A 22,019-nucleotide genomic window follows, 5' to 3' on the forward strand; every position below is an offset into this window, starting at 1 on the left:
TTGATCCACCCGCGCGGTTGGTAGCGGCCGTCGCGGATGGATTCGGCAACAGGCACAGGGGCCTGACCTCACGCTCGCGTGACGTCAGGCCCTTTTGCGTTTAAAGGAGGCTCCATGACCGATGCGCCCCATACCGGCACGATCCCGTCTCGCGATATAGGCGACGCCAGGCGCCCGGGCAGTACGACCTGCCCCTATTGCGGCGTCGGATGCGGCGTGCGCGTTACGCTGGATGGCGACACGATCAGCGCCGTCGCCGGGGAGGAGAGGCATCCGGCCAATCAGGGGCGGCTGTGCGTCAAGGGCAGCGCCCTGCATGAAACGCTGGGCCAGTCGGGGCGGCTGCTTGAGCCGCGTGTCGATGGGCACACGGTCGGTTGGGGCACCGCACTCGATCAGGTGGCGTCACGCCTGCGTGCCATTCAAAACGCGCATGGTCCGGCGTCGGTCGCTGGCTACCTCTCGGGGCAGCTGTTGACCGAGGACTATTATGTGGCCAACAAGCTGTTCAAGGGCTTTCTCGGCACCCCGCACCTGGATACCAACTCCCGCCTGTGCATGGCCTCCGCGGTGGCGGCCTACAAGCGCTCGTTCGGTGCCGACGCCGTGCCGTGCTGTTATGAGGATCTCGAGCAGGCCGAGCTGGTCGTGCTGGCAGGCTCCAATCTGGCCTGGAACCACCCGGTGCTCTATCAGCGCCTGAAAGCGGCGAAAGCACGCAACCCGCTGATGCGTGTGGTGGTGATTGATCCGCGCGTGACCGACAGCTGCGACATCGCCGATCTCTATCTGGGCATCGCGCCGGGCAGTGATGCGCGACTCTTCAACGGGCTTTTGGCCTTCATGCAGCGCACCCACCGGGTGGATCACACCTACCTGGCCCGCCATACCGAAGGATTCGAGGAGACGCTCGACGCTGTCTTCGAAGATGACACCACGCTCGAGGCCATCGCGGCAGAGTGTGACCTCGATACCGAGCGCCTGGAGACGTTCTACTACTGGTTTGCGACGCATCTGCACGTGGTCACGCTCTATTCCCAGGGCATCAATCAATCAAGCAGTGGCACCGACAAGTGCCAGGCGATCATCAACTGTCACCTGGCCGGCGGCAAACTTGGCCTGCCTGGCGCCGGGCCGTTTTCGATCACCGGTCAGCCCAATGCCATGGGCGGGCGCGAGGTCGGCGGGCTGGCCAACCAGCTGGCGGCCCACATGGATTATCACACCCCCGGGGCGATCGAGCGGGTCTCGGCGTTCTGGCAGAGCGATGCGCTGCCGACCGCGCCCGGCTACAAGGCGATCGAGCTTTTTGATGCCATCGAGCGCGGCGAGATCCTTGCGGTGTGGATCATGGCCACCAATCCGGTGGTGAGCCTGCCTGACGCTGCGCGCATCAAGCGCCTCCTGGCCGAATGTCCGCTGGTCATTGTCTCCGAATGCATGGCCAATGCCGAGATTCTTGATGTGGCGGATATCGTGCTGCCGGCAACGGGGTGGTCGGAAAAGGACGGCACGGTCACCAATTCCGAGCGCTGCATCTCGCGCCAGCGTGGCCTGCTCCCTGCCCCGGGTGAGGCGCGCCACGACTGGCAGATCATGACCGATGTAGCCTGTCGGCTCGGTTTTGCAGAGGCTTTCGATTACGCCCATCCGGCGGAGATCTTCGACGAACACGCCAGGCTCTCCGGTCTCGACAACGACCGAGCACACGGTGACTGGCGTGTCTTCGACATTTCCGGGCTTGGCGGGCTCGACCGCGAGGCCTACGACGCGCTGGCCCCCATCCGGTGGCCGGTCAACGCCGCCCATCCCGAAGGGACGGACCGACTGTTCGCGGACGGGCGCTTTCCGACCGCCTCCGGCCGGGCCCGGCTGTTGCCGGTGCGGCCGCAGGCGCCGCAGCAGGCGCTGAGTGCGTCGCGTCCATTGCGTCTCAATACCGGACGGGTGCGCGATCAGTGGCACACCATGACCCGCACCGCCCGCTCGGCCCGGTTGATGAACCATCGCGCCGAACCCTTCGTCGAACTCCACCCCGAAGACGCCGCAGTGGCCGGGATTCAGGAAGGCAGGCTGGTGGCGCTGACCGGTGCCGGAGGCCAATACCTGGGCCGGGCGCGTCTCAAGCGCGGTCAGCGGCGAGGTGAAGCCTTCGTGCCGATGCACTGGAACAATGCCTTCAGCGGTCGCGCCAGGGCCAATGTCCTGATTGCCCCTATCGTCGATGCCATCTCCGGCCAGCCGGAATCGAAACATGGCGCCGTAGGGGTGCAACCGCTCCCGCACGGTTGGGAGGCGACACTGATCGTGGCCGGGGCGTTGGCCGAGTCGATCACGCCGACCGAAGGCTGTGCCTACTGGTCGCGAATCCCGATGGAACACGCCCTGCGCTGGCAGCTGGCGGGCCAACCCGAGACCCGGGCGCGAGACTGGATGGCCTGGATCAAGCGCACCTTACCGGGCCCGATATCACAGTGGAGCACCGATGACGCCCGAGGGCGGCTGCGGGCCAGCGGTCTCATCGAGGGTCGGCTTCAGTGGTGGCTGATGGTTGGCCCGCCCGCCGAGTTGCCCTCGCTGAACTGGCTGGATGCCTGCTTCAGCCCCACGGATGACGTGCCGCTCGATGCAGCCACGCGGCGGCGTATTCTGGCCGGCGCTGCCAGTGGCGCCGTAGATGAGGGGCCTGTCGTCTGTAGCTGCCATCAGGTGGGGCAGTATGCGATCCAGGCGGCCATCCGTGACGGCCATCGAAGCGTCGAGGCGCTGGGAGCGAAGCTGGCGTGTGGTACCCAGTGCGGCTCCTGTCAGCCTGAACTGAAGGCATTACTGGAAGAGGTGTGTGATCATGTCGAGCTGTAATCCCTCGCGCACCGTGCGTCTCGGTGCGCCCCGCTGGATGATGCGGCTTGGTCACGCCGCGACTAGGGCGCTGTTGCCGACGCGTACCCCGACTCCTGAAATTGCTGCGAGCGCGCAGAGAGCGCCAGCCGGGCGGGTGGCACTGGTGGGCGCCGGTCCGGGGGCGGCTGATCTGTTGACCGTGCGGGCGCTGACGCGCCTCCAGGCGGCTGATGCCGTGGTGTATGACCGGCTCGTGGGTCAGGACATTCTGGCGCTGTTGCCGACCGGGTGCGAACGCTACTATGTCGGCAAGGCCTGTGGTCATCACAGCGTGCCTCAGGCCGAAATCGGTGAGCGGCTGGTCGCGTTGGCGCGCGAGGGCAAGCGGGTGGTGCGGCTCAAGGGCGGCGACCCCGGCGTGTTCGGCCGCATGGGCGAGGAGCTGGCGGCTCTGAGCGAGTCCGGTATCGAAACCGAGATCGTTCCGGGCATCACCGCTGCCTCCGGTGCGGCTTCGGCGCTCGGTCTGCCGCTGACGGATCGAGCCCACGCCCAGTCGCTGCGCTTTGTGACCGCACGCCAGGCACAGGCCGAACTCGACCCTGACTGGCGCGCCCTGGCCCGCCGGGACGAGACGCTGGTGTTCTATATGGGCCTGGGCCGGGTCGCAGAGATCTGTGACGGCCTGATTGGCGCCGGGTTGCCCGCCAACTGGCCGATCATGCTGATCGCCCACGCCACACTCCCGACGCAGCAGATCCGCGCCGGCACGCTGGCAACGCTCCCGGCCCGGCTGGCCGAGGCGCCGATGCCGTCGCCATGTCTGATCGTGGTCGGCAGCGTTGTGTTGCTGTATCGGGGTGGTGACGATGCCGGTGTGGAGGATGCTGATGTGGAGATTGAGCCCCGGCCCGCAGGCGCGCCTCTCACCTGAGTAGCGCGTGTTGAACTCCAGACCACGAAGAACGCCGTCATCCGAGGATGACGGCGTTTTCGATGGCGGGCACTGTCGAGCGCTGGGCGAGTGCGCTTACCGCGCAGCGATCGGCGCCGCTCCGGCCTTGTCGTCATCCGCATCGGCCGCCTGACGGTAGGCGGCCTCTTCCTCGGCCTCGACCGCCGGCGTGAAACGCACCGCCAGCGCCGCCACGGAAATCAGCACGACCGCGATGCCGAGATAGAACAAGCCTTCCTGATAGGTCAGCGACTCGCTTCGAAACAGAAAGCCCGCGGCAACAGCCCCTGCGTTGCCGCCGGCGCCGACGATGCCGGCCACGGCGCCGAGTGCCTGTTTGTTGATGAACGGCACGACCCCGAAGGTCGCCCCCTCGGCCATCTGCACGAACAGGCTGAACACCAGCATGATGCCGATGGCCATTGCCAGCACCTGCATCTGGGCAAAGCCGATCAGGGCGACGCCTTCGCACAACATGGCCAGAAACAGCCAGCGCACGCGGCCCTTGAGTCCGCTCTTGCGGGCGAACAGGTCCGAGAAAATGCCGCCCAGTGTTCGGGCGAACAGGTTCATCAGCCCGAACAGCCCTGCGATGAGACCGGCCGTGGCCAGACTCAGCGAGAAGGTGTCAAAGAAGTAGATGGCGGCGATGTTGTTGATGGTCAGCTCGACCCCGAAGCAGGCCGCGTAGACCAGAAACAGTGCCCAGACGCGGATATCCTTCGCCGCTGCCGCGAAGCTTTGAAACGCGCCGTGCTCGCGACTGGCCTCGGGCAGTTCGCCGCGGGCCCGCAGCTCGTCGAAGTTGCCGTCCGGGGCATCCTGGGTCAGGCGGTAATAAGCGATGCCGGTCAGAAACAGCACGATGCCGGGCACGACCATCGCCAGCCGCCAGCCCAGGGTTTCGCTCACGCCCAGCATCAGTACACCGGAAAATACCAGCGGCATCAGGATCTGAGTGGTGCCGCCGCCCAGGTTACCCCAGCCGGCGGTGGTGGCGTTGGCCGTGCCGACCACATTGGGCGCGAACATGATCGAGGAGTGGTACTGGGTGATGACAAAGGAGGCCCCAATGGCCCCGATGGCCAGGCGCGCCAGCAGAAAGGTTTCGAAGCTGTCGGCCAGGCCGATCAGCATGACCGGCAGCGACCCCAGGCACAGCAGCCAGGTATAGGCGCGGCGGGGCCCGATGCGGTCACACAACAAACCAATGACCAGCCGCACCACAATGGTGATGGCGACCGAGGCGATGATGGTGTTGCCGATCTGGGTCTTGGTAAGGCCGAGGTCATCGCGTACCACGGCCATCAGTGGGGCGATGCCGAACCAACCGAAAAAACAGATGTGAAAGGCGAACCACGACAGGTGGAAGGCGCGCATTTGGGGCGTGGAAAAGCTGGCCAGGCGTATCCTGTTGGCCTTGTGGCGGATGTCCATCACTCGTTCTCCGTGGTTGACGACACTACCGGCGATGACGGCCCACAAACGACAACGGCGCCCATCGGCCCCCGGGGATAGGGAGGGTCGATGGACGCCGTTGTCCAGTGAGTACGCGACCGGCAGGACGCGATTGGCGATGTCAGGGCTGGGCGTGGCTATGGCCCGATCGAGCCGCCGTTGGCCCGAGTACCCAATCCCGAGCAGGACCAGTGCCACAATCGAAAGAACGCTGGAATTTCAGGCAACTATCGGCCAGTAGAGGAATTGCGTTGTGACGTGAAAGAGGGGAGGTGGCCGCTTGCGGTGCATATGAGAGCTGGTGTGCACTGAAGCTGAGCCTTGAGCCTTTCGGGTTAGCGGTCGGCAAGCTCGATCATGGCCCGGGCGACCGCGACCAGCGGCTGGCTCTGGTCCATCGCGGTCTTGCGCATCAGGCGATAGGCGCTGTCTTCATCAATGTGTTGCTGCGCCATGAGCAGCCCCTTGGCACGCTCGATCAGCTTGCGCTCACGCAGCGTCTTGCGCGTGTCTGCCAGTTCATCACTCAACTGCTGGAGCCGGCTGTTCTGCGCCTGTACCAGCTCGAGCAGCGAGCGGTCGAAATGCCGCGCCATCGCCTGCTCTGCCGAAGGCGTGGTGTGGGTGCCAGCGCTCGGGGACATCGGTTCGGCGCCTGTCGTCACGCTATCGATGTTGCGCTGGTGTGCTCGCTCAAGCGCCTCACGACAGCTTTGGTGCAGCGCCTCGACGAGCTGATCCTCGAGCGCCTTCATGGCGTCGATGCGCTGAGTCGCCAGGGCGTACCACTGTTCGCCGGGCGCTGTGAGCTCGTCCGGCAGTGCTGCATCGGTCAGCGCCAGTGAGCGAAGATGGTTCAATGTGGTCAGCGCCGGATGCTCCATGAGCGCTGCCCACCGGGTCTGCAGCGTCTCGTCGGCAAACTCGGTGAATGTCTCGAAACAGTCGTTCTGGGTATCGATTAGTGTTTGCAGGGTGTGGCGATGCGGTTCATCAAAGTGGCCGAGGGTGAAGCCCAGTGCACCGCAGGCGCGCTCCTGCCCGGCCAGCTCCTTGCCCTGAATGAAATGGAAGAGGCTGACCAGTACGCGGGTAATGTCCGCATCGCTGGCGGTATCGGCCACCTCGAACACCACCGACAGCAGCGTGCCGATGGTGCGGTTGTACAAACGCGTGGCTTCGTCGGCGGTCACCTGCTGCTGCTCCACCCGGGCGCGCAGCCGTGCGAGCGCTTCGGCTTCGTTCACGGCATCTGCCAGGCGCCTGAGCAGGCGAGGATCGCGCGCGTGCACCTCGTGCGCGGCCTCGCCGGGCGCGGTCATCCAGTGTTCCAGCGCAGCATGCAGGGCAGCCTCGGCCGTTTGGCTGTCGGCAACGTGCGTTTGATAGCGGGTGATGAACCGCTGGCCACGGGAGCCCAGCACGATGCTGGAGGCCCCGCGCTCGCGTTGCAGGGTATGCACCAGCTGGCAGAGCGGCCCCACCAGCGCGCAGAGGGCGGTCAGTTGATGCAGTCGATCGATATCGGAGGCATTGGCGGCCGCCAGCAGCCGCTCGAGGGTCGAGCTGGTCACGGTCATATCCTCGGGCCTCGCCCTGGGTCAGGTGAGACGGTCTTGTTGTCGGTGTTATCCGAGTGTACCAGCACGGCTCGCGTCGTCATCAGGGCCGTATTTTAATGTGGCCTAACCACGTACATGCGGCCTGTTTTATCGGGAGGGGAGGTGTACGTTCAAGGGTGACGATCAAACCTCTCATGCATGTTTGGTGAGGAGAAGATTCTCGGCGCGATCAACGGTGCCATACGCTTTTATGGCCTAACTAAGATCAATATGAACTAGAAGGTATCGACCGGCACCAGCGTCTGATCAAGAGTTACAAGAAGCCCACGCCTAGCTTAGGGCGAAGGCCTGACGCTGATTACTGTGTCATTATACAGAGCGATGCTTAAGCCAGCGAGGAAGGGTGCCGTCGGTTTCATACGAGGCCGCGGTCTGAAGCTGGGACTGGGCATGCCCATTAACCCCTTAGCGGATAGTGAGGATGAGATTCTTCGCTACATACACTTTGTCGCACAGGATAAGGACTTCTTGGGGATTTTGTACATATAGGAGGATGGTAGCGGCGAATATACTTGCATTCAGCGGGAATGGCGCATGGATCAATTCCCAGAAACGGAATTGACTCAACTTGCTGCTCAAGCTTGGGAGCGAGTCTCGAAGCTTGCCCTGGACACTGCTACTAAGTTGGGGCCAGTGTCATTGAGCCGAAGTTTGAGCTAAAAAATCCCAACAGGATTCAAATCGAAATATATTGGCCAGAATGGGTTAAGGAACAATTGGAAGCTGCAAAAGCGAGGTTCGGAGTAAGTGAAATCTAACAATGCTGTAAACTAGGACGCATTTTTCTCTCGCTTCGCTCTCTACAAATGCGATGGTTACGGCTGGCGTTAATTTGCACGAGGAGTCATCGTGACATTCTCAAACATGCTAAATTCTGAAAAGGGTTGTCAGAAAATCAATAGGTTTTCAAGTAAAAAGTTATACTTCTCACTTCGAATATCAAAGATACTTGGGGCGAAGTATGAAAATGAAGATAAAAAGAGACGGTGTGTTTGCAGGCGTTTACGAGGCGTAATTTTAGTCTGAGACACCCTCTCAAAGCTATTTATAGCTATAACGATATGACCTAAGGCGCAATTCTAATCTAGAATGACAACTATATGGCTAGGATAATTTTTTTATTTGAGTGTAATATTTTGAATATAGCTTGTTATAAAAAACTGGGTCGACCGACCTTATGTAATTTAAATGTCCCGTTAAAGCCGGGATTTCTTCTTTTTCTAAAATTTCTTTCGCATAAAGTGAAAACAGCAGTCTCACTTTGTCTTTGTACTTTCTAGGAAGTGTTGTTCTGCCATCAGAACAAATGAGCACCCCTGTAATGATTGTGCTCCCGCCACTTCTAGTGGTCGATTTTGTTTTAGTTGCTTTCAGTTTCAAGGCGCCGTCAAATTTTTGTTCTAGGCAGTTGTGTAAAATTTTTAGAACTTCAGTTTTGTTACCCTTGTTTTCGCAAGATACTACGATATCATCTGCGTATCTTGTAAAGTTGAAAATTCCTAACTTTCCTGAAATTTCATTTAATTCAGCAACAACGTTTTCGTCAAAGGCTTTCAGTATATAGTTTGCTATGTAAGGCGAAGCGGGATAACCTATCACGCACGTGCCATTGTAAAAAATGGACTGATTGAAAGAAGCGTCATTTGTGGCTTCTAGAAGGTATCTGATGACTTCGTTCTCAGGATTCGACTCTAAATCTTTTTTTAGCGATGTGATAAAAATATCCAACGTAAGGGAAGGGAAGAAGGACTCAATGTCCACTTTAACAAAGTAACTTCCTTTTCTATGAGCTTGTGCATTTTTTATTATGCTTGCGCCTTTATAGTATGCAGTCGCTGACTCGCTGGCTGGTAGTTTTCTCAAATAGTTAAGTATAACCCAGTACTGTATAATTTTAAGCTCCCATGAAGGAATTATTATTTCGCGTGTAGTTTTATCTTTTTTCTTTATCTTAGCCTTTTTCACTCTTTCTCTAGCATCATCGACGTAAACCGTAAACTCTTCTTCAGGAAGGCCCATTTCGTGGCAAAAATCTCTAATTAACTTCATAGCTAGGCCCTCATTTTATCTTTAAGGTTTGATAATTGAAGGCCGGACTTTATGCGCCTTTCTTTCTCACCATATTTTAAAAACGGGGTTTGTTTTTTGCTTTGAATCAACCCTGTGTCCCGGTCGTAGCTTACAAAGTTAAGAGACGTTAGTATCGCAATTATATGTCGCACCATGTCGAGTCTTTTATCTTTCCCGAATATCTCTTTAAGTATTTCAATTAATGCTTTGTAATCGGCCGGCTTGTAGAAAAGAATAATATCGTGAATGAATAAAGCTTTCATAAGATTAGTGGGGCCTTCAGCAGGGCTCACTTCTACACGGGAACCAATCTTAGTAGCAGATTTGCCAATGCTACTCTCTAAGGCTAAGAAAATCGACGCTACGCTGTCCTCCTCGTCCACTTGACCTTTCATTTCGTACCATAATACACGCTCCAGCCCGTAGCTCTCAGTGAGCGCTAATAGAGGACCTGTATTTATGAAGGAAGGTGTTTCTCTATGGCGCGAGTCGTTAATTACAAGCAACTTATCGCGTAAGGTTTTATGAGAGAACGCCCCTAGCTCGCAAAAAGAGCTATGGCTTTCTAAAACAATCAAAACTTTTTCTGATATTTGAGTCAATACAAATTCGAAGTCCAGCGAGTTTTTATAGTCTCCTTTTACCCGGTGGTTCATAATGTAGTTTTCGAAGAAGTGTTCGGCAATAACCACGATTGAGTTGTCAATTGAATCTTCAATGAACTCTTTTATACGTTGTCTTCTGATTGAAAGCGTACCTTCTCTTATGTTTGCTCCACATAAGAAAAACAATCTTGGAGTTGACCCTGCAATAGTTATTTCTTTTTTTTGTACAGCTTCTCGTAAAAAAGAAATGGCCCTGCTGTGAGGACCATCGTAAACATTACCATTATGTTCTTGTCTCGAGCGAAGCATTTAAGCCTACATTCAGCGCGGTGGCTTTGGTTCGGAGTCCAGCCGTGACTACGGCTGGACTCCGAACCAAAGCCACCGTAATACGAGCTGTCATCCACTCAATGCAAGGTATGACTCATACCCCGAGACCCATTGTCGAGGACAAAGGTCTAATTGCTAGGCAATTTGAAGCTAGCATAGGATTGAGAGAAAATCAATACTATTATCGGTTGGTAGTTAGTTGAATACACGCACTGATTTTATTTAAATCGCATTAAATAATGTTCATATTACAATTAAATAAATGGTTGAGATAAAGCAAGCATACACAGAGACTCCTCGTTTCGCTCGGTTGTCTCAGTGTCGCTTGCTCATGGGCTTCGCTCCCAAGACCTACAACGCAATAATAAAAATCACACGGAGGTGGTTATATGAAAAGAATAGAGTTAGTAAAAAATAAGGCTGTCCGAAATTGAGAAAGCTCAAATTACCGAAAATGCCAATGGTTCGAAAGTCGCAGTATGGCTGAGAGAGTTAGCGCTTGGTAATAAGTTAAACTCAAAGAAGCCCATTCCCAAAGCCGGCCCGGCATTAGTTCGAGAGTTTGCAAAAATTGGAAATAAAATAAACCAGATTGCGCGACTCGCGAACGAGGACAAAAAGAGCGGTTTCGACTTCAATACTTTCGCAGTGCTTCAACAGCTTCGAGCTATAGAACACGATTTGGAGTCGCTGAAATGATAGTCAAGTTTTTTCGACACGGTGCTAGGTTCTGTCTTAAAGGTCGGCTCTCATACACCGCTCGATACAGGCCAGTGTTACCATGGCCCTGAAGCTGCTGGCCAGCTTGTCGTAACGGGTATTCAATCGGCGCTTTTCCTTCAGCTAGCCGAACAGGAGCTCCACCACGTTACGCTGACGATATTTCGGTCGATCGAATTGATGTGGCAGGCCGGGACGCGGGCGTCCTATGGTCTGCGGGGGAGAAAAGATATCCTCGATCATCTGCCAGCGCTGATTGGAAAGCTCGTAACGGCCTGCCATGGCGGGCTCCTGCTCAGTGGACAGAAGTAGTGTAACAACCACGACTTTTCAGACAGAACCTAACAAGTGCAGGCTCGGCGACGCCCACTACATTGCGCCTTCGGCTCCATTACATGGGCGCGCATGCTGCAAGCGTTGGGCTTTTCGTATGAAGCTAAACCAAATATCCGTTTCGTTACTTGAGGATGGCCCTGTTCGGAAGATATCAAGAGGGTTGGTGTACTATGTCCATACTGGACGAAATGCTTGGCATAGTACATGTATGACGCGGTATTCCACTGGGTGTATGCACTCAACGTTAGAGTCAGCTAAGAATTATGCAGAAAAGCGAAGAATAAAAGGTACTGTTTTCTATATAAAAAAACTACCTTGCCTGATATTATGAAGCCCTAAGAAGACCATTTTGGTGACAGAAATTAGCAATAAAAACCCTCTGTTCGGATATTCTTTAAATGCAATAACAGAAGAAGTTGCATATAACTATAAAAAGATTGAGGGCGCCTTAAATAATTATCTAAAAATTGAATCATCCTTGAATGGAGTGGCAATGCCATTCTTGTCCAATAGTCGTTTCTGGAATGTGAGGCCTAGTTCTAGAGACTCCATCATAATTTTGGGTTTAGCCGATCCGTCTATTCCCACAGAGAATGTCAGCTCAGATAATCTGGATGCTTATAAACCTTTCTCACATGGAATTAATTATTATTTAGTCTGGTCATCAATAGAGTCTGAGATAAAAAGACTCGCCGTTTTACAGCTCTACCGAATGGCCAAGCCTGACAAATCAAGCAAGAAGGACGCGCAAAAAGCGCGCACCTCTTTTTGAAACGTTAGGTATATGGTGCCGTAAAGCAATACTTCGCGCCATGCGCGTTCATGGTAACTTCGCCGAACCGCCCCATAGCGTCATGCACTTCCCTCCAGGACCCTGCGCCCTGAAGCTCTAGCCTCAGGGCAACAGCCCAACCCCTACCTCGCCGTATACCCCCCATCGATCGGCAGACACACCCCACTGATCATCCCGGCCTCGTCACTGAGCAGAAACAGGATCGGGGTGACCACATCCGCCATCTCGGCAAAGCGGCCCAGCGGAATGGCGGCGAGCATCGGTTCGCGTTTCTCCGGCGCCGACCACACCTTTTCGGCCATGGGTGTCATCGTAACGGTCGGGTTGACGCTGTTGACCCGGATGCCGGCCGGGCCGAGCTCCAGGCAGAGCGCTCGGGTGATGGCGTCCATCGCCGCCTTTGAGGCACTGTAGGCGAGATGAGCATCCAGCCCGACCAGCGAGGCCTGGCTGGAAACGTTGACGATGCTGCCGGCCCGGCCGGCCTCGATCATGTGGCGTGCCACGCAGCGTGCGGCAATGGCAGCGGCGCGGGCGTTGGCCTGGAAGACGGCGTCGATGCGCTCGGCGGGCAGGGTCAGCGCCGATTCCACGTGGGTAATGCCGGCGCTGTTGATCAGGCCATCCACCACGCCGAGGCCGCCAATCATCTGTTCCAGCTGCGCGCTGTCGGTGATGTCGAGCGGGTGCGTCTCGCAGCCGTACTCGGCCAGCCGGGAGAGCGCCTCGGCATTGCGGCCGAGCGCTACCACGCGCGCGCCCTGGTCGATCAGGGCGCGTGCGGTAGCCTCACCAATGCCGCTGGTGGCGCCGGTGACCACATAGCACCGGCCGTTGAGTGAAGGGTAGTGGCTCTGCTCGCTCATGGAATCAGTAGCACCTTGATGGATTCGGCTGCGGTCGCCATGCGGAAACCTTCCTCGAACTCGGCCAGCGGCAGCTCGTGGGTGACGATGCCATCGGTCGTGACCAGGCCGCGCGCCATCAGGTCAATGGCCACCGGGAAGGTGCGTGGCGAGAGGTGGGCGCCGCGCACGTCGAGCTCCTTGCGGTCCCCGATGATCGACCAGTCCACCGTGGTCTCCTTGCCGAACACGCTGAACTCCACAAAGCGCCCCAGCTTGCGAATGATATCCAGCCCCTGACGCACCCCGCTCGGAGAGCCGGTCGCTTCGATGTAGACATCGCAGCCGTAGCCGCCGGTCAGCGCGCGAACCTCCTCGCCCACGTCATCCCGAGAGGGATTGAGTACCACATCGGCCCCGAACTTGCGGGCCAGCTCGAGACGCGCATCCAGCATATCAATGACGATCAGCTGTTTGGGCGTCTTGAGCCGGGCGACCTGTACCATCGCCAGGCCGATCGGGCCGGCGCCGGCGATCACTACGGTGTCGTCGAGCTGGATATCCCCCCGGTTGACCGCATGGATGCCGCAGGCGAGCGGCTCGATGAAGGCTGACTGGGCCAGCGACAGGGCCTGGGGAATGCGATGCAGCCGGGCATTGGCAGGCACCAGCATGTATTCGGCCATGCCGCCATCGGCCACCTGACGCTGGAAGCCGAAGATATTGTGAACCTCGCACATCCAGTAGTGGCCGCTGTCACAGTAGCGGCACTTGCCGCACGGCACGATCTGCTCGGCGATGGCCCGATCTCCCCGGGCAATATTGAAATGTTCCTCGGCACCCGGGCCCAGCTCGACCACTTCCCCGAAGAACTCGTGCCCGGCGATGACCGGCGCCTCCACCCAACCGGGCTGATACTCGCCGCCCCAGAACATCTCGGCACCGGAGCGGCACTTGACGTCGCTGGCGCAGATGCCGCAGGCGCCGATCTTCAAAAGGATCTCGTTAGGCCCGGGGCGTGGGCGCTCGACGCTTTCCAGGCGATAGTCCTCGGGGGCGTGACAGACCACGGCCTGCATGGTGGTGCTGTCGGTAGCGGTGTCGGAGGTGGCGTTGTTCCGTGACATTGGGATGCTCCTTCCATGCGATCAGCTGTTGCGAGAGCGGCCGATGTAAATGGCCAGCAGGATAATGGCGCCCTTGACGACGTCCTGGAGGTAGGGAGAGACCCCCAGCAGATTGAGCCCGTTGTTGAGAATGGCCAGCAGCATGGCGCCCACCAGCGTGCCGAGAATGGCACCGCGACCGCCGGAAATGGCCGCGCCGCCGAGCACCACCGCCGCAATGGCATCGAGCTCGAAACCGGTACCGGCGTTGGGCTGACCGCTCATCAGGCGTGAGGTCAGGACCAGCCCGGCAATGGCAGCAGTCAGACCGCTGACGGTGTAGACCAGCACCTTGATGCGCGAGACACGAATACCGGTCAGGCGGGTGGCTTCCTCGTTGCCGCCGATGGCATAGATGTAGCGACCGATCGGAGTGTGATGCATCACCAGCCAGGCGATGGCGTACACCAGCAGCATGATCAGGATGGGCACTTCGAGCCCCAGCAGCTCGCCGCGGCCGAAGAAGGAGAAGCCCATCGGCAGCCCGGAAATCGGATAGCCGCCGGTGTAGATCAGCGCCAGCCCGCGTGCCATGCCCATGGTGGCGAGCGTGACGATGATCGGTGGCATGCGCCCGAAAGCGACACAGCCGCCGTTGAAGGCGCCCAGCGCCATGCCCAGCAACAGGCCGGCGATTACGGCCAGCGTCGGAGGCCAGCCGGCGGCCATCAGTCCGGCCATGATGGTGCCGGAAAGCGCCATGACCGGCCCCACCGAGAGATCGATACCCCCGGTGAAGATGGCAAAGCTCATGCCCACCGCAATGATCGCAATGATCGAGCCCTGGCGAGCGACATTGGTGAGGTTGTTGGCACTGAGGAAGTTGTCGTTGACCAGCGCCATGGCGATGAAGACCACCACGAAGCCGATTACGGGATAGAGCACCGGGGATCGCCGGTAGCGGGCCAGACGGCGGCGCAGTCCAGCGCGCGAGGCCCGGGGAGAGGCTTCAGCTGACTTTTGCATCGGAATGTCCTCGGGTGGCGTGGGTCATGATCGTGTGGGCGTCGATGGCATCGCCTTCGAGTTCGGCGACGATATGGCCCTTGCTGAATACCGCGACGCGATCGCACAGGTGCGTGATCTCGGGCAGCTCCGAGGAGATCATGATGATCGACACACCGCGCTCGGTGAGCTGCTTCATCATGGTGTAGATCTCGGATTTGGCGCCGACATCGATACCCCGGGTCGGCTCATCGAAAATCAGCACCCGACAGCCCCGTTCAAGCCAGCGGGCAATGACCACCTTCTGCTGATTGCCGCCGCTGAGCTTGCCGACCGGCGTATCCGCATCGGGCGCCTTGATGCGCACGGTCTGCATCAGGCGTTCGACGGCGTGCTGTTCACGGCCGCGATGAATCAGCGGGGCGGGGCGATAGAACTGCGCCAGGTGATTGAGGGTGATGTTGTCGGTGCAGGAGAACGGCAGGATCAGCCCCTGTCGCTTGCGATTTTCCGGCAGCAGGCCGATCCCGCGGGCCAGCGCATCTGCCGGGGTGCGAAACGTGACCGGCTGCCCATCCATGCGGATGTGACGCTCAACGACCGGATAGGCCCCGATCATGCCCAGCGCCATTTCACTGCGCCCGGAACCGACCAGCCCGGCAAAGCCGAGAATTTCGCCCTGATGCAGGTGAAAGCTGTCTGTCTGTTCGCCTGCCACCATGCGGATCGATTCGACCTCCAGGATCACCTGCTCGGGATCGGCATGGGAGTGGCGCAGCGGGAAGACATTATCGACCCGGCGGCCCACCATCATTTTCACCAGCTGGCCGTGGTCGGCTTCGGCGACTTCACGCGTGCCGACATAGGTGCCATCGCGCAGCACGGTGACCCGATCGCAGATCTCGAAGATCTCTTCCATGTGATGCGAGATGAAGACCATCCCCACGCCCTGCTGGCGCAGCTCGCGCATGATGCTGAACAGGCGCTCGGTTTCGCCGGGGGTCAGTGGGGCGGTGGGTTCATCGAGCACCAGCAGGCGGGCGTTGAGTGAGAGCGCCTTGGCAATCTCGATGAACTGCTGATCGGCCACGCTCAGCGAATCGATGGGCACGTCGGTGGCAATGTCGATGCCCAGGCGCTCGAACAGCTCGGCCGTTTCACGGCGCATGCGGCGATGATCGATCAGCCCCCAGCGATTGCGTGGTTCGCGGCCGAGAAAGATGTTGTCGATGGCGTTCAGCCACGGAATCAGGCTGAACTCCTGAAAGATGATGCCGATGCCGGCGGCGCAGGCATCGCGATAGTTGCGAAATTCGACCGGCTGATCGTCCAGGCGTATCTCGCCGCTGTCGGGGGCGTGAATACCGCACAGGATCTTCATCAGGGTGGATTTGCCGGCCCCGTTTTCCCCCAGCAGGGCATGAATCTCGCCGGCCCGGACTTCCAGGCTGACCTCGCTGAGGGCCTGAACGCCGGGAAACGACTTGCTGATGTGGTCGAGTGTCAGTAGCGGCATGGGACCTCCCGGTCCTTTCCATGACGTGCGGTGCCGGAGCCGCTACAGCCAGCGCGGCTCCGGTCAGCATCGCTTACCAGTGGAAGCTGTCTGCGTTCTCCTGCGTGATCAGCTCGACATCGATCGGGACCGTTTTGGGCACGTCCTTGCCGTGGTAGCTGTCCACGGCCACCTCCAGCGCTTTCGTGACCATTTCACGCGGATGCTGGGCCGAGGTGGCGATAAAGGGCGAGCCCTTTTTGGCGATTTCCGACACCGCTTCGGGGTTGCCATCGACGCTGACCAGCTTGACGTCGCCGCCGCTTGAGCGAATGGCCGTCAGTGCGCCCAGCGAGCCGATGTCGTTGACGCTGAACAGACCAGCCAGATCGGGGTGGGCCTGCAGCATGTTCTCGGTCACGCTCATGGCCTGCGCGCGTTCCTGATGCCCGTTCTGCTTGTCGACCACGCTGATGCCGGAGTACTCCTTGAGTGCGGCCTGGCAGCCCTCGACGCGCTGCAGGATCGGCACTACCGGAATGCCATCGAGAATCGCGACCTTGCCCTTGCCATCGAGCGACTCCGCCAGGTAGTGGCAGGCCTGATAGCCGGCATCGCGGTTTTTCGAGCCGACAAAGGAGGTGATCGGTCCTTCCGCCTGGGCATCCACGGCGACCACCGGCACCTCGGCATCGCTGGCGGACATCACCGCCGACTGCACGCCGACCGAGTCGGTAGGATTGAGCAGCAGAATATCGACCCCGCGCTGCAGCATGTCCTCCACATCACTGACCTGCTTGGAGACATCGTGGCGAGCATCGGTCACGATCAGCTGGGCGCCCATGTCGTTGACGGCCTTCTTGAGGGCATCCTGCATGGTGACGAAGTAGGCGTTGTTGAGCTCCTGAAAGGACATGCCGATGACGAGATCGCTGTCGGCCTTTTTGTCCTGATCCGCGGCCTGGACCGCTGGGCTGGCGGCCAGCGGCAGCATGGCGGCGGTCGTGACGGCAAGCGCCAGACGGGTGCGATGGGCAATGCTCCTGAACATGATGCGTCCCCCTGAAATAGCGGTTGAGTGCTTGTTGAGCGCTGTGTCGATGCCGATGGACATGAGCATGTCCTGAAAAATGTTATCGTTGTCATTTTCCATTCAGACGCTGTTGGCGAGCCGCCGCAATTCGTCTTTGGCGTAAAAGACCAAAGTCGTGTGTGCGATCACTGGCGCTGCACAGCAGTCGGCGCCAGGGTAGAGCCGAATCGAAACGCAAGCTCTGGCCCAGCAGGGGGAGTCAGTCAATGCCGCACTACCATGTGAGCGTAGATGTAGGATCGGCCAGCGTGCGCGCCGGTGTCTTCGACACGGCCGGGCAATGCCTGGCGCAGGCCGCCCGCCCGATCGAGCAGTACCGGCCGCAGGCCGATTTCGTCGAGCAGTCCAGCGACAATATCTGGACGCAATGTGTGGCCGCGGTGCGTGACGCCGTGGCGCGCTCTGCGGTGAACGCAGCCGATATCGCCGGGCTGGGCTTTGACGCGACCTGCTCGCTGGTGGCGCTGGGTGACACCGGTCATCCGGTTTCGGTCTCGCCGACCGATGAGGACGCCCACAACATCGTGATGTGGATGGATCATCGCGCCATCGGAGAAGCGTCAGAGATCGCTGCCACCGGCCATGAGGCGCTGAAGTATATCGGCGGCCAGGTCAGCCCCGAGCTGGAGCTGCCCAAGCTGCTGTGGCTGAAACGCCAGCGCCCGGATCAGTTCGAGCGGGCCGCTCTCTATCTTGATCTCGCCGATTTCATGGTGGCGCGTGCCATCGGTGATTTTGATCACGAACAGGTCGGCGAGCCGGGTCGCAGCGTCTGTACCCAGGTCTGCAAGTGGCTCTATCTCGCCCATGAGGGGCGCTGGCCGGAAGATCTGCTGGCAGAGCTGGGGCTGGAATCACTGCTGGAAAAGCCGGCCATGCAGGGAGCAATTCGCGAAGTGGGCTCGAGCGCCGGCACGCTGTCGGCGGCAGCGGCCGAGGCGATGGGGCTGCATGACAACGTGGTGGTCGCGACCGGGCTGATCGATGCCCATGCCGGGGCACTGGGCATGCTGGGCAATGATCCGGAAGGCTCGCTTGCGGTCATCGCTGGCACCTCGGCGTGTCACATCGCCTTTTCGCGCGAGCCCTGTTTCGTGCCTGGCGTCTGGGGGCCTTATCGCGGCGCGGTACTGCCCGATGGCTGGATCAACGAGGGCGGCCAGAGCGCGGTCGGTGCCCTGATCGATCACGTCATTGCCGACAGTGCGGCCAGTGCCTCCCTGAAATCGGCCGCCGAGACCGCCGGGGTCAGCCACTTCGAGCTGCTCAATCAGCGCCTCTCGGAACTCGAGCGCGACCAGGGGGAACTCACCGCAGACGTGCATCTGCTGGATTATCATCATGGCAACCGATCACCGCGGGCGGATGCCTCGCTGCGGGGCATGGTCAGCGGGCTCGATCTGAACGAGGATATCGATGCGCTGGCAGTGCGCTATCTCGCGACCCTTCAGGCGATTGCCTATGGCACCCGGCATATCGTTGAGGCGCTCAACGGCAACGGTCACACCATCGAACGGCTACGCCTGTGCGGTGGGGCGCTGAAAAACGAGCGCTGGTTGCAGGAGATGGCGGATGCCACCGGGCTGACCATCGAGCTGCCGAGCGAGCCGGAAACCGTGCTGCTGGGCGGGGCGATGCTGGCGGCGACCGCCTGCGGAGATTATCCGGGGCTGCGTGAGGCGGCGGCGGGCATGAGTGGTACCGATCGACGACTCGAGCCGAACCCGTCGCGTCGCGCCTTTCACGATGCCAAATACCGGGTGTATCACGAGCTGCATGCCGATCAGCAAAAGTACCGCGAACTCATGAACCCGGAGTAAATGGCACCATGGCCGGCGCTGATGGAGTCTGCGGTTCAGGCGTCGGCCGTGTCGGGTTCTTCCAGTGCCAGGCGGGTGACTTCCTCGATATGCTCGACCCAGTGGAAGGTCAGCTGTTCGCGTGCCTGCTCGGGAATGTCCTCCCAGTCGCGCCGATTGCGCGCAGGCAGTAGCACCGTGTGTATCCCGGCGCGCTGTGCCGCCAGAACCTTCTCCTTGATGCCGCCGACCGGCAGTACCAGACCCCGCAGCGTGATTTCTCCGGTCATGGCCAGATCGGCATGCACGCAGCGCCCGGTCAACAGCGACATCAGTGCTGTATGAATGGCAATCCCGGCGCTGGGGCCATCCTTGGGTATGGCGCCGGCCGGCACATGCACATGAATATCCGATTGACCCAGCTGCCTGGCATCCAGTCCCAGTTCGGTTGCGCGGGCGCGGATCAGACTCAGCGCCGTTTGAGCGCTCTCCTTCATGACGTCGCCCAGCTGGCCGGTGAGGATCAGGCGACCACTGCCTTCGGCGCGACTGGCTTCGATGAACAGGATATCGCCGCCGACCGGGGTCCAGGCCAGGCCGGTGGCCACACCCGGCACACTGGTGCGCATTGCCAGTTCGTTATCGAAGCGTGGCGCCCCGAGAATCGTGGCCAGATCGCCGGTATCCACGGCCAGGGCCGCCATCTCGCCTTCGGCAATGCGCACTGCGGCATGCCGCGCCACGGCGCCGATCAGCCGTTCAAGATTGCGTACACCCGCTTCGCGGGTATAGGCGGTCACCAGCTGATACAGGGCAGCATCGGTCAGGGTGAGCCGGGTCTCGTCGAGTCCACACGCCTGGCGCTGACGGGCGATCAGATAACGCCGGGCGATTTCCACCTTCTCTTCCGCGGTGTAGCCGGGCAGCTCGATGACCTCCATGCGATCACGCAGCGGCCCGGGGATCTGGTCGAGCACGTTGGCGGTGGCGATGAACATCACCCGGCTGAGATCGAATGGCACGCCCAGATAGGTGTCGCGGAAGGTGGCGTTCTGTTCGGGGTCGAGCACCTCGAGCATGGCACTGGCGGGGTCGCCCTGGATGCCGGCGCCGAGCTTGTCCATCTCATCAAGCATGAATACCGGATTGCGGGTGCCGGCCTTGCGCAGCCCCTGGAGGATGTTGCCGGGGAGCGCGCCGATATAGGTGCGCCGGTGCCCGCGTATTTCGGCTTCATCATGGACACCCCCGAGGCTGGCGCGAATGAATTTCCGCCCCATGGCCCGGGCGATGCTCTGGCCCAGTGAGGTCTTGCCTACCCCGGGTGGCCCCACAAAGCAGAGAATGGGGCTGCGTCCTTCGGGGTTGAGCTTGTGTATGGCGAGATGCTCGAGAATGCGCTTTTTGATGCGCTCAAGCCCATAGTGATCGGCATCGAGGATGCCTCGGGCGGCGGTGATATCAATATGTTCCTCGTCGAGGGAGGACCAGGGCAGCTCCAGCAGCCAGTCGAGATAGGTGCGCGCCATGGTGTACTCGGCTGCCCCCTCGGGCATGCGAGCCAGCCGGGCGAGTTCACGACGTGCCTGACTCTCGGCCTCCTCGGGCATGTCTGCCTCGTCGATGCGCGTCTCCAGCGCTCGCAGTTCCTCGTCGTGCTCACTGCCTTCTCCCAGCTCCTGCTGGATGGAGCGCAGCTGTTCACGCAGCACGGCTTCGCGCTGTCGTTCCGACATGCTCTCCTGGGTACGCTGACTGATCTTCTGTGACAGCCGAAGCACTTCCACCCGATAGTCGAGACGCTGCTGAACGCGCTCCATGCGAGCGCGTAGATCGGTCAGTTCGAGAATCTCCTGCTTTTCATCCGGTGTGAGATCGAGATAGCCGGCAATGGTATCCGCCAGCAGCGCCGGGCGGTCAATGGCGCGTACCGCCCGGATCAGTTCTTCAGGCGTCTGGGGGAGCAATTGCAGGGCTTCCAGCGCTTGCGAGCGCAGGGTGAGCAGTCGGGCTTCGATCTCGGGGTCGTGTATCTCACGGGGAGAGATGTGCTCCACCCGGGCGAGCAGGAAGGGGTAGCCATCGATATAGTTGAGAATGCGAAAACGCGACTGCCCATGGCAGATCAGGCTGTGGCCATCTTCACCGACGATGTAACGCAGGATCGAGGCCATGGTGCCCACCGAATACAGATCATCCGGACCGGGATCGGTGACGTCGGCCTCGCGCTGCAACACCAGCCCCAGCGAGCGTCCACTCTTTACGGCTTCCTGCACGGCCGCGACCGAGCCGGGGCGGCCTACCGAGATGGGAAGAACAAGCTCCGGAAACAGCACCACATTACGCATCGGCACAATGATCAGTACATCATCGGGCAGCCGATGTTCGCTGCCGCTTGTGGTTCCGGTGGATGAGTCGGTGTCATTCATGGCACGCCTCCTCGCTCAGCTTGAACGCAGGTCAAGATACAGACAGCCATCACGCCATTCGCGTCTTGCCATTCGGTATTGACCGGGCGGCAGGGGGACCCGGCGCTCGAAATGACCGAACGGGATCTCCAACCGCTGCATGGAAGCACCGGCCGCCGCCGTGGGTAGCGGTCGTTCGGCCCGCACCAGCAGTGCTTCCGCTTCGGTATAGACCTCGATACTGTCGCCATCGGCCCCGGGCAGGGCGACGATCAACCAGAGCCCACCGGGGTAATGGTAGAGATCCACCGGTGGCTCCCAGTTCGGCAGCGACGCAGCACGGCTGGGGCGGTAAAACTGGCGATGCAGCCGTTCGGCACGATCCAGCAGCTCGCAGGCTTCCGCCCACATCAGACGACTCAGGTCCCGTGAAGGCATGATCCCTCCCGCCGAAAGCGCGTCATGGATGAATATTGTCGAAGATAGCGCCGGTTGCGTGTCACTACCATGGCCGAATGCGACCTGCGACATCAGG

16 protein-coding genes and 1 pseudogene are annotated in these 22,019 nt (G+C 59.8%); 5 read left to right on the forward strand and 12 right to left on the reverse strand.

The window, feature by feature from the left end; all coding sequences use genetic code 11:
- The first annotated feature begins 114 nt into the window (after positions 1-114).
- Both FY550_RS01310 and cobA read left to right on the forward strand, forming a co-directional pair.
- Positions 115-2,862, forward strand: coding sequence for a nitrate reductase (locus FY550_RS01310; protein WP_149054307.1), 2,748 nt, complete (start codon positions 115-117; stop codon positions 2,860-2,862).
- A 73-nt stretch (positions 2,863-2,935) separates the two neighbouring features.
- Complete coding sequence (cobA, locus tag FY550_RS01315) at positions 2,936-3,778, forward strand: uroporphyrinogen-III C-methyltransferase (protein WP_233350245.1); 843 nt, start codon at positions 2,936-2,938, stop codon at positions 3,776-3,778.
- A 96-nt stretch (positions 3,779-3,874) separates the two neighbouring features.
- Here cobA and FY550_RS01320 read toward each other — a convergent pair whose 3' ends face one another.
- From FY550_RS01320 to FY550_RS01335, 4 genes are all read right to left on the reverse strand, one after another.
- Entirely contained in the window at positions 3,875-5,236 is a 1,362-nt protein-coding gene (locus tag FY550_RS01320) for a NarK family nitrate/nitrite MFS transporter (protein ID WP_070980909.1), read from the reverse strand.
- Positions 5,237-5,592: 356 nt separating this feature from the next.
- Positions 5,593-6,831 carry a nitrate regulatory protein gene (locus FY550_RS01325; RefSeq protein WP_168201475.1) on the reverse strand — a complete coding sequence of 413 codons (1,239 nt, stop codon included), beginning with the start codon at positions 6,829-6,831 and terminating at the stop codon, positions 5,593-5,595.
- Between the two features lie 1,152 nt (positions 6,832-7,983).
- The gene (locus FY550_RS01330; RefSeq protein ID WP_070980911.1) at positions 7,984-8,928 is read right to left on the reverse strand and encodes a retron St85 family RNA-directed DNA polymerase; all 945 of its coding nucleotides are present in this window, start codon (positions 8,926-8,928) and stop codon (positions 7,984-7,986) included.
- 2 nt (positions 8,929-8,930) lie between these two features.
- Entirely contained in the window at positions 8,931-9,863 is a 933-nt protein-coding gene (locus FY550_RS01335) for a retron St85 family effector protein (protein ID WP_139148750.1), read from the reverse strand.
- 441 nt (positions 9,864-10,304) lie between these two features.
- Between FY550_RS01335 and mobC the strand changes: the two genes are divergently transcribed.
- Positions 10,305-10,583 (forward strand): plasmid mobilization relaxosome protein MobC, encoded by a 279-nt coding sequence (mobC, locus tag FY550_RS17195; RefSeq protein WP_407657383.1) that lies wholly within the window; start codon positions 10,305-10,307, stop codon positions 10,581-10,583.
- Between the two features lie 36 nt (positions 10,584-10,619).
- Here mobC and FY550_RS01345 read toward each other — a convergent pair.
- Positions 10,620-10,808: pseudogene (locus FY550_RS01345) on the reverse strand (transposase); the annotation flags it as partial.
- A gap of 484 nt (positions 10,809-11,292) precedes the next feature.
- On the opposite strand from FY550_RS01345, the gene FY550_RS01350 reads away from it, so the two are divergent.
- Positions 11,293-11,712 (forward strand): hypothetical protein, encoded by a 420-nt coding sequence (locus FY550_RS01350; protein ID WP_139148751.1) that lies wholly within the window; start codon positions 11,293-11,295, stop codon positions 11,710-11,712.
- Positions 11,713-11,855: 143 nt separating this feature from the next.
- Here the strand turns inward: FY550_RS01350 and FY550_RS01355 are convergent, their stop codons facing one another.
- The 5 genes from FY550_RS01355 to FY550_RS01375 form a co-directional block, all read right to left on the reverse strand.
- Complete coding sequence (locus FY550_RS01355; RefSeq protein ID WP_070980915.1) at positions 11,856-12,599, reverse strand: SDR family oxidoreductase; 744 nt, start codon at positions 12,597-12,599, stop codon at positions 11,856-11,858.
- Positions 12,596-13,705 (reverse strand): zinc-binding dehydrogenase, encoded by a 1,110-nt coding sequence (locus tag FY550_RS01360; RefSeq protein ID WP_233350246.1) that lies wholly within the window; start codon positions 13,703-13,705, stop codon positions 12,596-12,598. The genes FY550_RS01355 and FY550_RS01360 overlap by 4 nt, the downstream gene beginning before the upstream one ends.
- A 21-nt stretch (positions 13,706-13,726) precedes the next feature.
- Entirely contained in the window at positions 13,727-14,710 is a 984-nt protein-coding gene (locus FY550_RS01365) for an ABC transporter permease (protein WP_070980917.1), read from the reverse strand.
- Positions 14,694-16,205 carry a sugar ABC transporter ATP-binding protein gene (locus FY550_RS01370; RefSeq protein WP_149054309.1) on the reverse strand — a complete coding sequence of 504 codons (1,512 nt, stop codon included), beginning with the start codon at positions 16,203-16,205 and terminating at the stop codon, positions 14,694-14,696. Before FY550_RS01370 ends, FY550_RS01365 begins: the two co-directional genes overlap by 17 nt.
- A 73-nt stretch (positions 16,206-16,278) precedes the next feature.
- Positions 16,279-17,298, reverse strand: a complete 1,020-nt coding sequence (locus FY550_RS01375; protein WP_233350247.1) for an ABC transporter substrate-binding protein — start codon at positions 17,296-17,298, stop codon at positions 16,279-16,281.
- A 185-nt stretch (positions 17,299-17,483) separates the two neighbouring features.
- On the opposite strand from FY550_RS01375, the gene FY550_RS01380 reads away from it, so the two are divergent.
- Positions 17,484-19,097 carry an FGGY-family carbohydrate kinase gene (locus FY550_RS01380; RefSeq protein ID WP_070980964.1) on the forward strand — a complete coding sequence of 538 codons (1,614 nt, stop codon included), beginning with the start codon at positions 17,484-17,486 and terminating at the stop codon, positions 19,095-19,097.
- A 35-nt stretch (positions 19,098-19,132) separates the two neighbouring features.
- Here the strand turns inward: FY550_RS01380 and lon are convergent, their stop codons facing one another.
- Positions 19,133-21,505 (reverse strand): endopeptidase La, encoded by a 2,373-nt coding sequence (lon, locus tag FY550_RS01385; protein ID WP_149054310.1) that lies wholly within the window; start codon positions 21,503-21,505, stop codon positions 19,133-19,135.
- Positions 21,506-21,520: 15 nt separating this feature from the next.
- Positions 21,521-21,922, reverse strand: a complete 402-nt coding sequence (locus FY550_RS01390) for an Hsp20/alpha crystallin family protein (protein WP_070980968.1) — start codon at positions 21,920-21,922, stop codon at positions 21,521-21,523.
- Positions 21,923-22,019 lie beyond the last annotated feature (97 nt).

The sequence above is a fragment of the Kushneria phosphatilytica genome (assembly GCF_008247605.1).
Classification (GTDB): domain Bacteria; phylum Pseudomonadota; class Gammaproteobacteria; order Pseudomonadales; family Halomonadaceae; genus Kushneria; species Kushneria phosphatilytica.

Excerpts from the sequence above, each read along its gene's own strand:
- FY550_RS01310 (WP_149054307.1), top strand. The coding sequence starts at position 115 with ATGACCGATGCGCCCCATACCGGCACGATCCCGTCTCGCGATATAGGC.
- FY550_RS01320 (WP_070980909.1), bottom strand. The coding sequence starts at position 5,236 with ATGGACATCCGCCACAAGGCCAACAGGATACGCCTGGCCAGCTTTTCC.
- FY550_RS01330 (WP_070980911.1), bottom strand. The coding sequence starts at position 8,928 with ATGAAGTTAATTAGAGATTTTTGCCACGAAATGGGCCTTCCTGAAGAA.
- FY550_RS01335 (WP_139148750.1), bottom strand. The coding sequence starts at position 9,863 with ATGCTTCGCTCGAGACAAGAACATAATGGTAATGTTTACGATGGTCCT.
- FY550_RS01355 (WP_070980915.1), bottom strand. The coding sequence starts at position 12,599 with ATGAGCGAGCAGAGCCACTACCCTTCACTCAACGGCCGGTGCTATGTG.
- FY550_RS01360 (WP_233350246.1), bottom strand. The coding sequence starts at position 13,705 with ATGTCACGGAACAACGCCACCTCCGACACCGCTACCGACAGCACCACC.
- FY550_RS01365 (WP_070980917.1), bottom strand. The coding sequence starts at position 14,710 with ATGCAAAAGTCAGCTGAAGCCTCTCCCCGGGCCTCGCGCGCTGGACTG.
- FY550_RS01370 (WP_149054309.1), bottom strand. The coding sequence starts at position 16,205 with ATGCCGCTACTGACACTCGACCACATCAGCAAGTCGTTTCCCGGCGTT.
- FY550_RS01375 (WP_233350247.1), bottom strand. The coding sequence starts at position 17,298 with ATGTCCATCGGCATCGACACAGCGCTCAACAAGCACTCAACCGCTATT.
- FY550_RS01380 (WP_070980964.1), top strand. The coding sequence starts at position 17,484 with ATGCCGCACTACCATGTGAGCGTAGATGTAGGATCGGCCAGCGTGCGC.
- lon (WP_149054310.1), bottom strand. The coding sequence starts at position 21,505 with ATGAATGACACCGACTCATCCACCGGAACCACAAGCGGCAGCGAACAT.
- FY550_RS01390 (WP_070980968.1), bottom strand. The coding sequence starts at position 21,922 with ATGCCTTCACGGGACCTGAGTCGTCTGATGTGGGCGGAAGCCTGCGAG.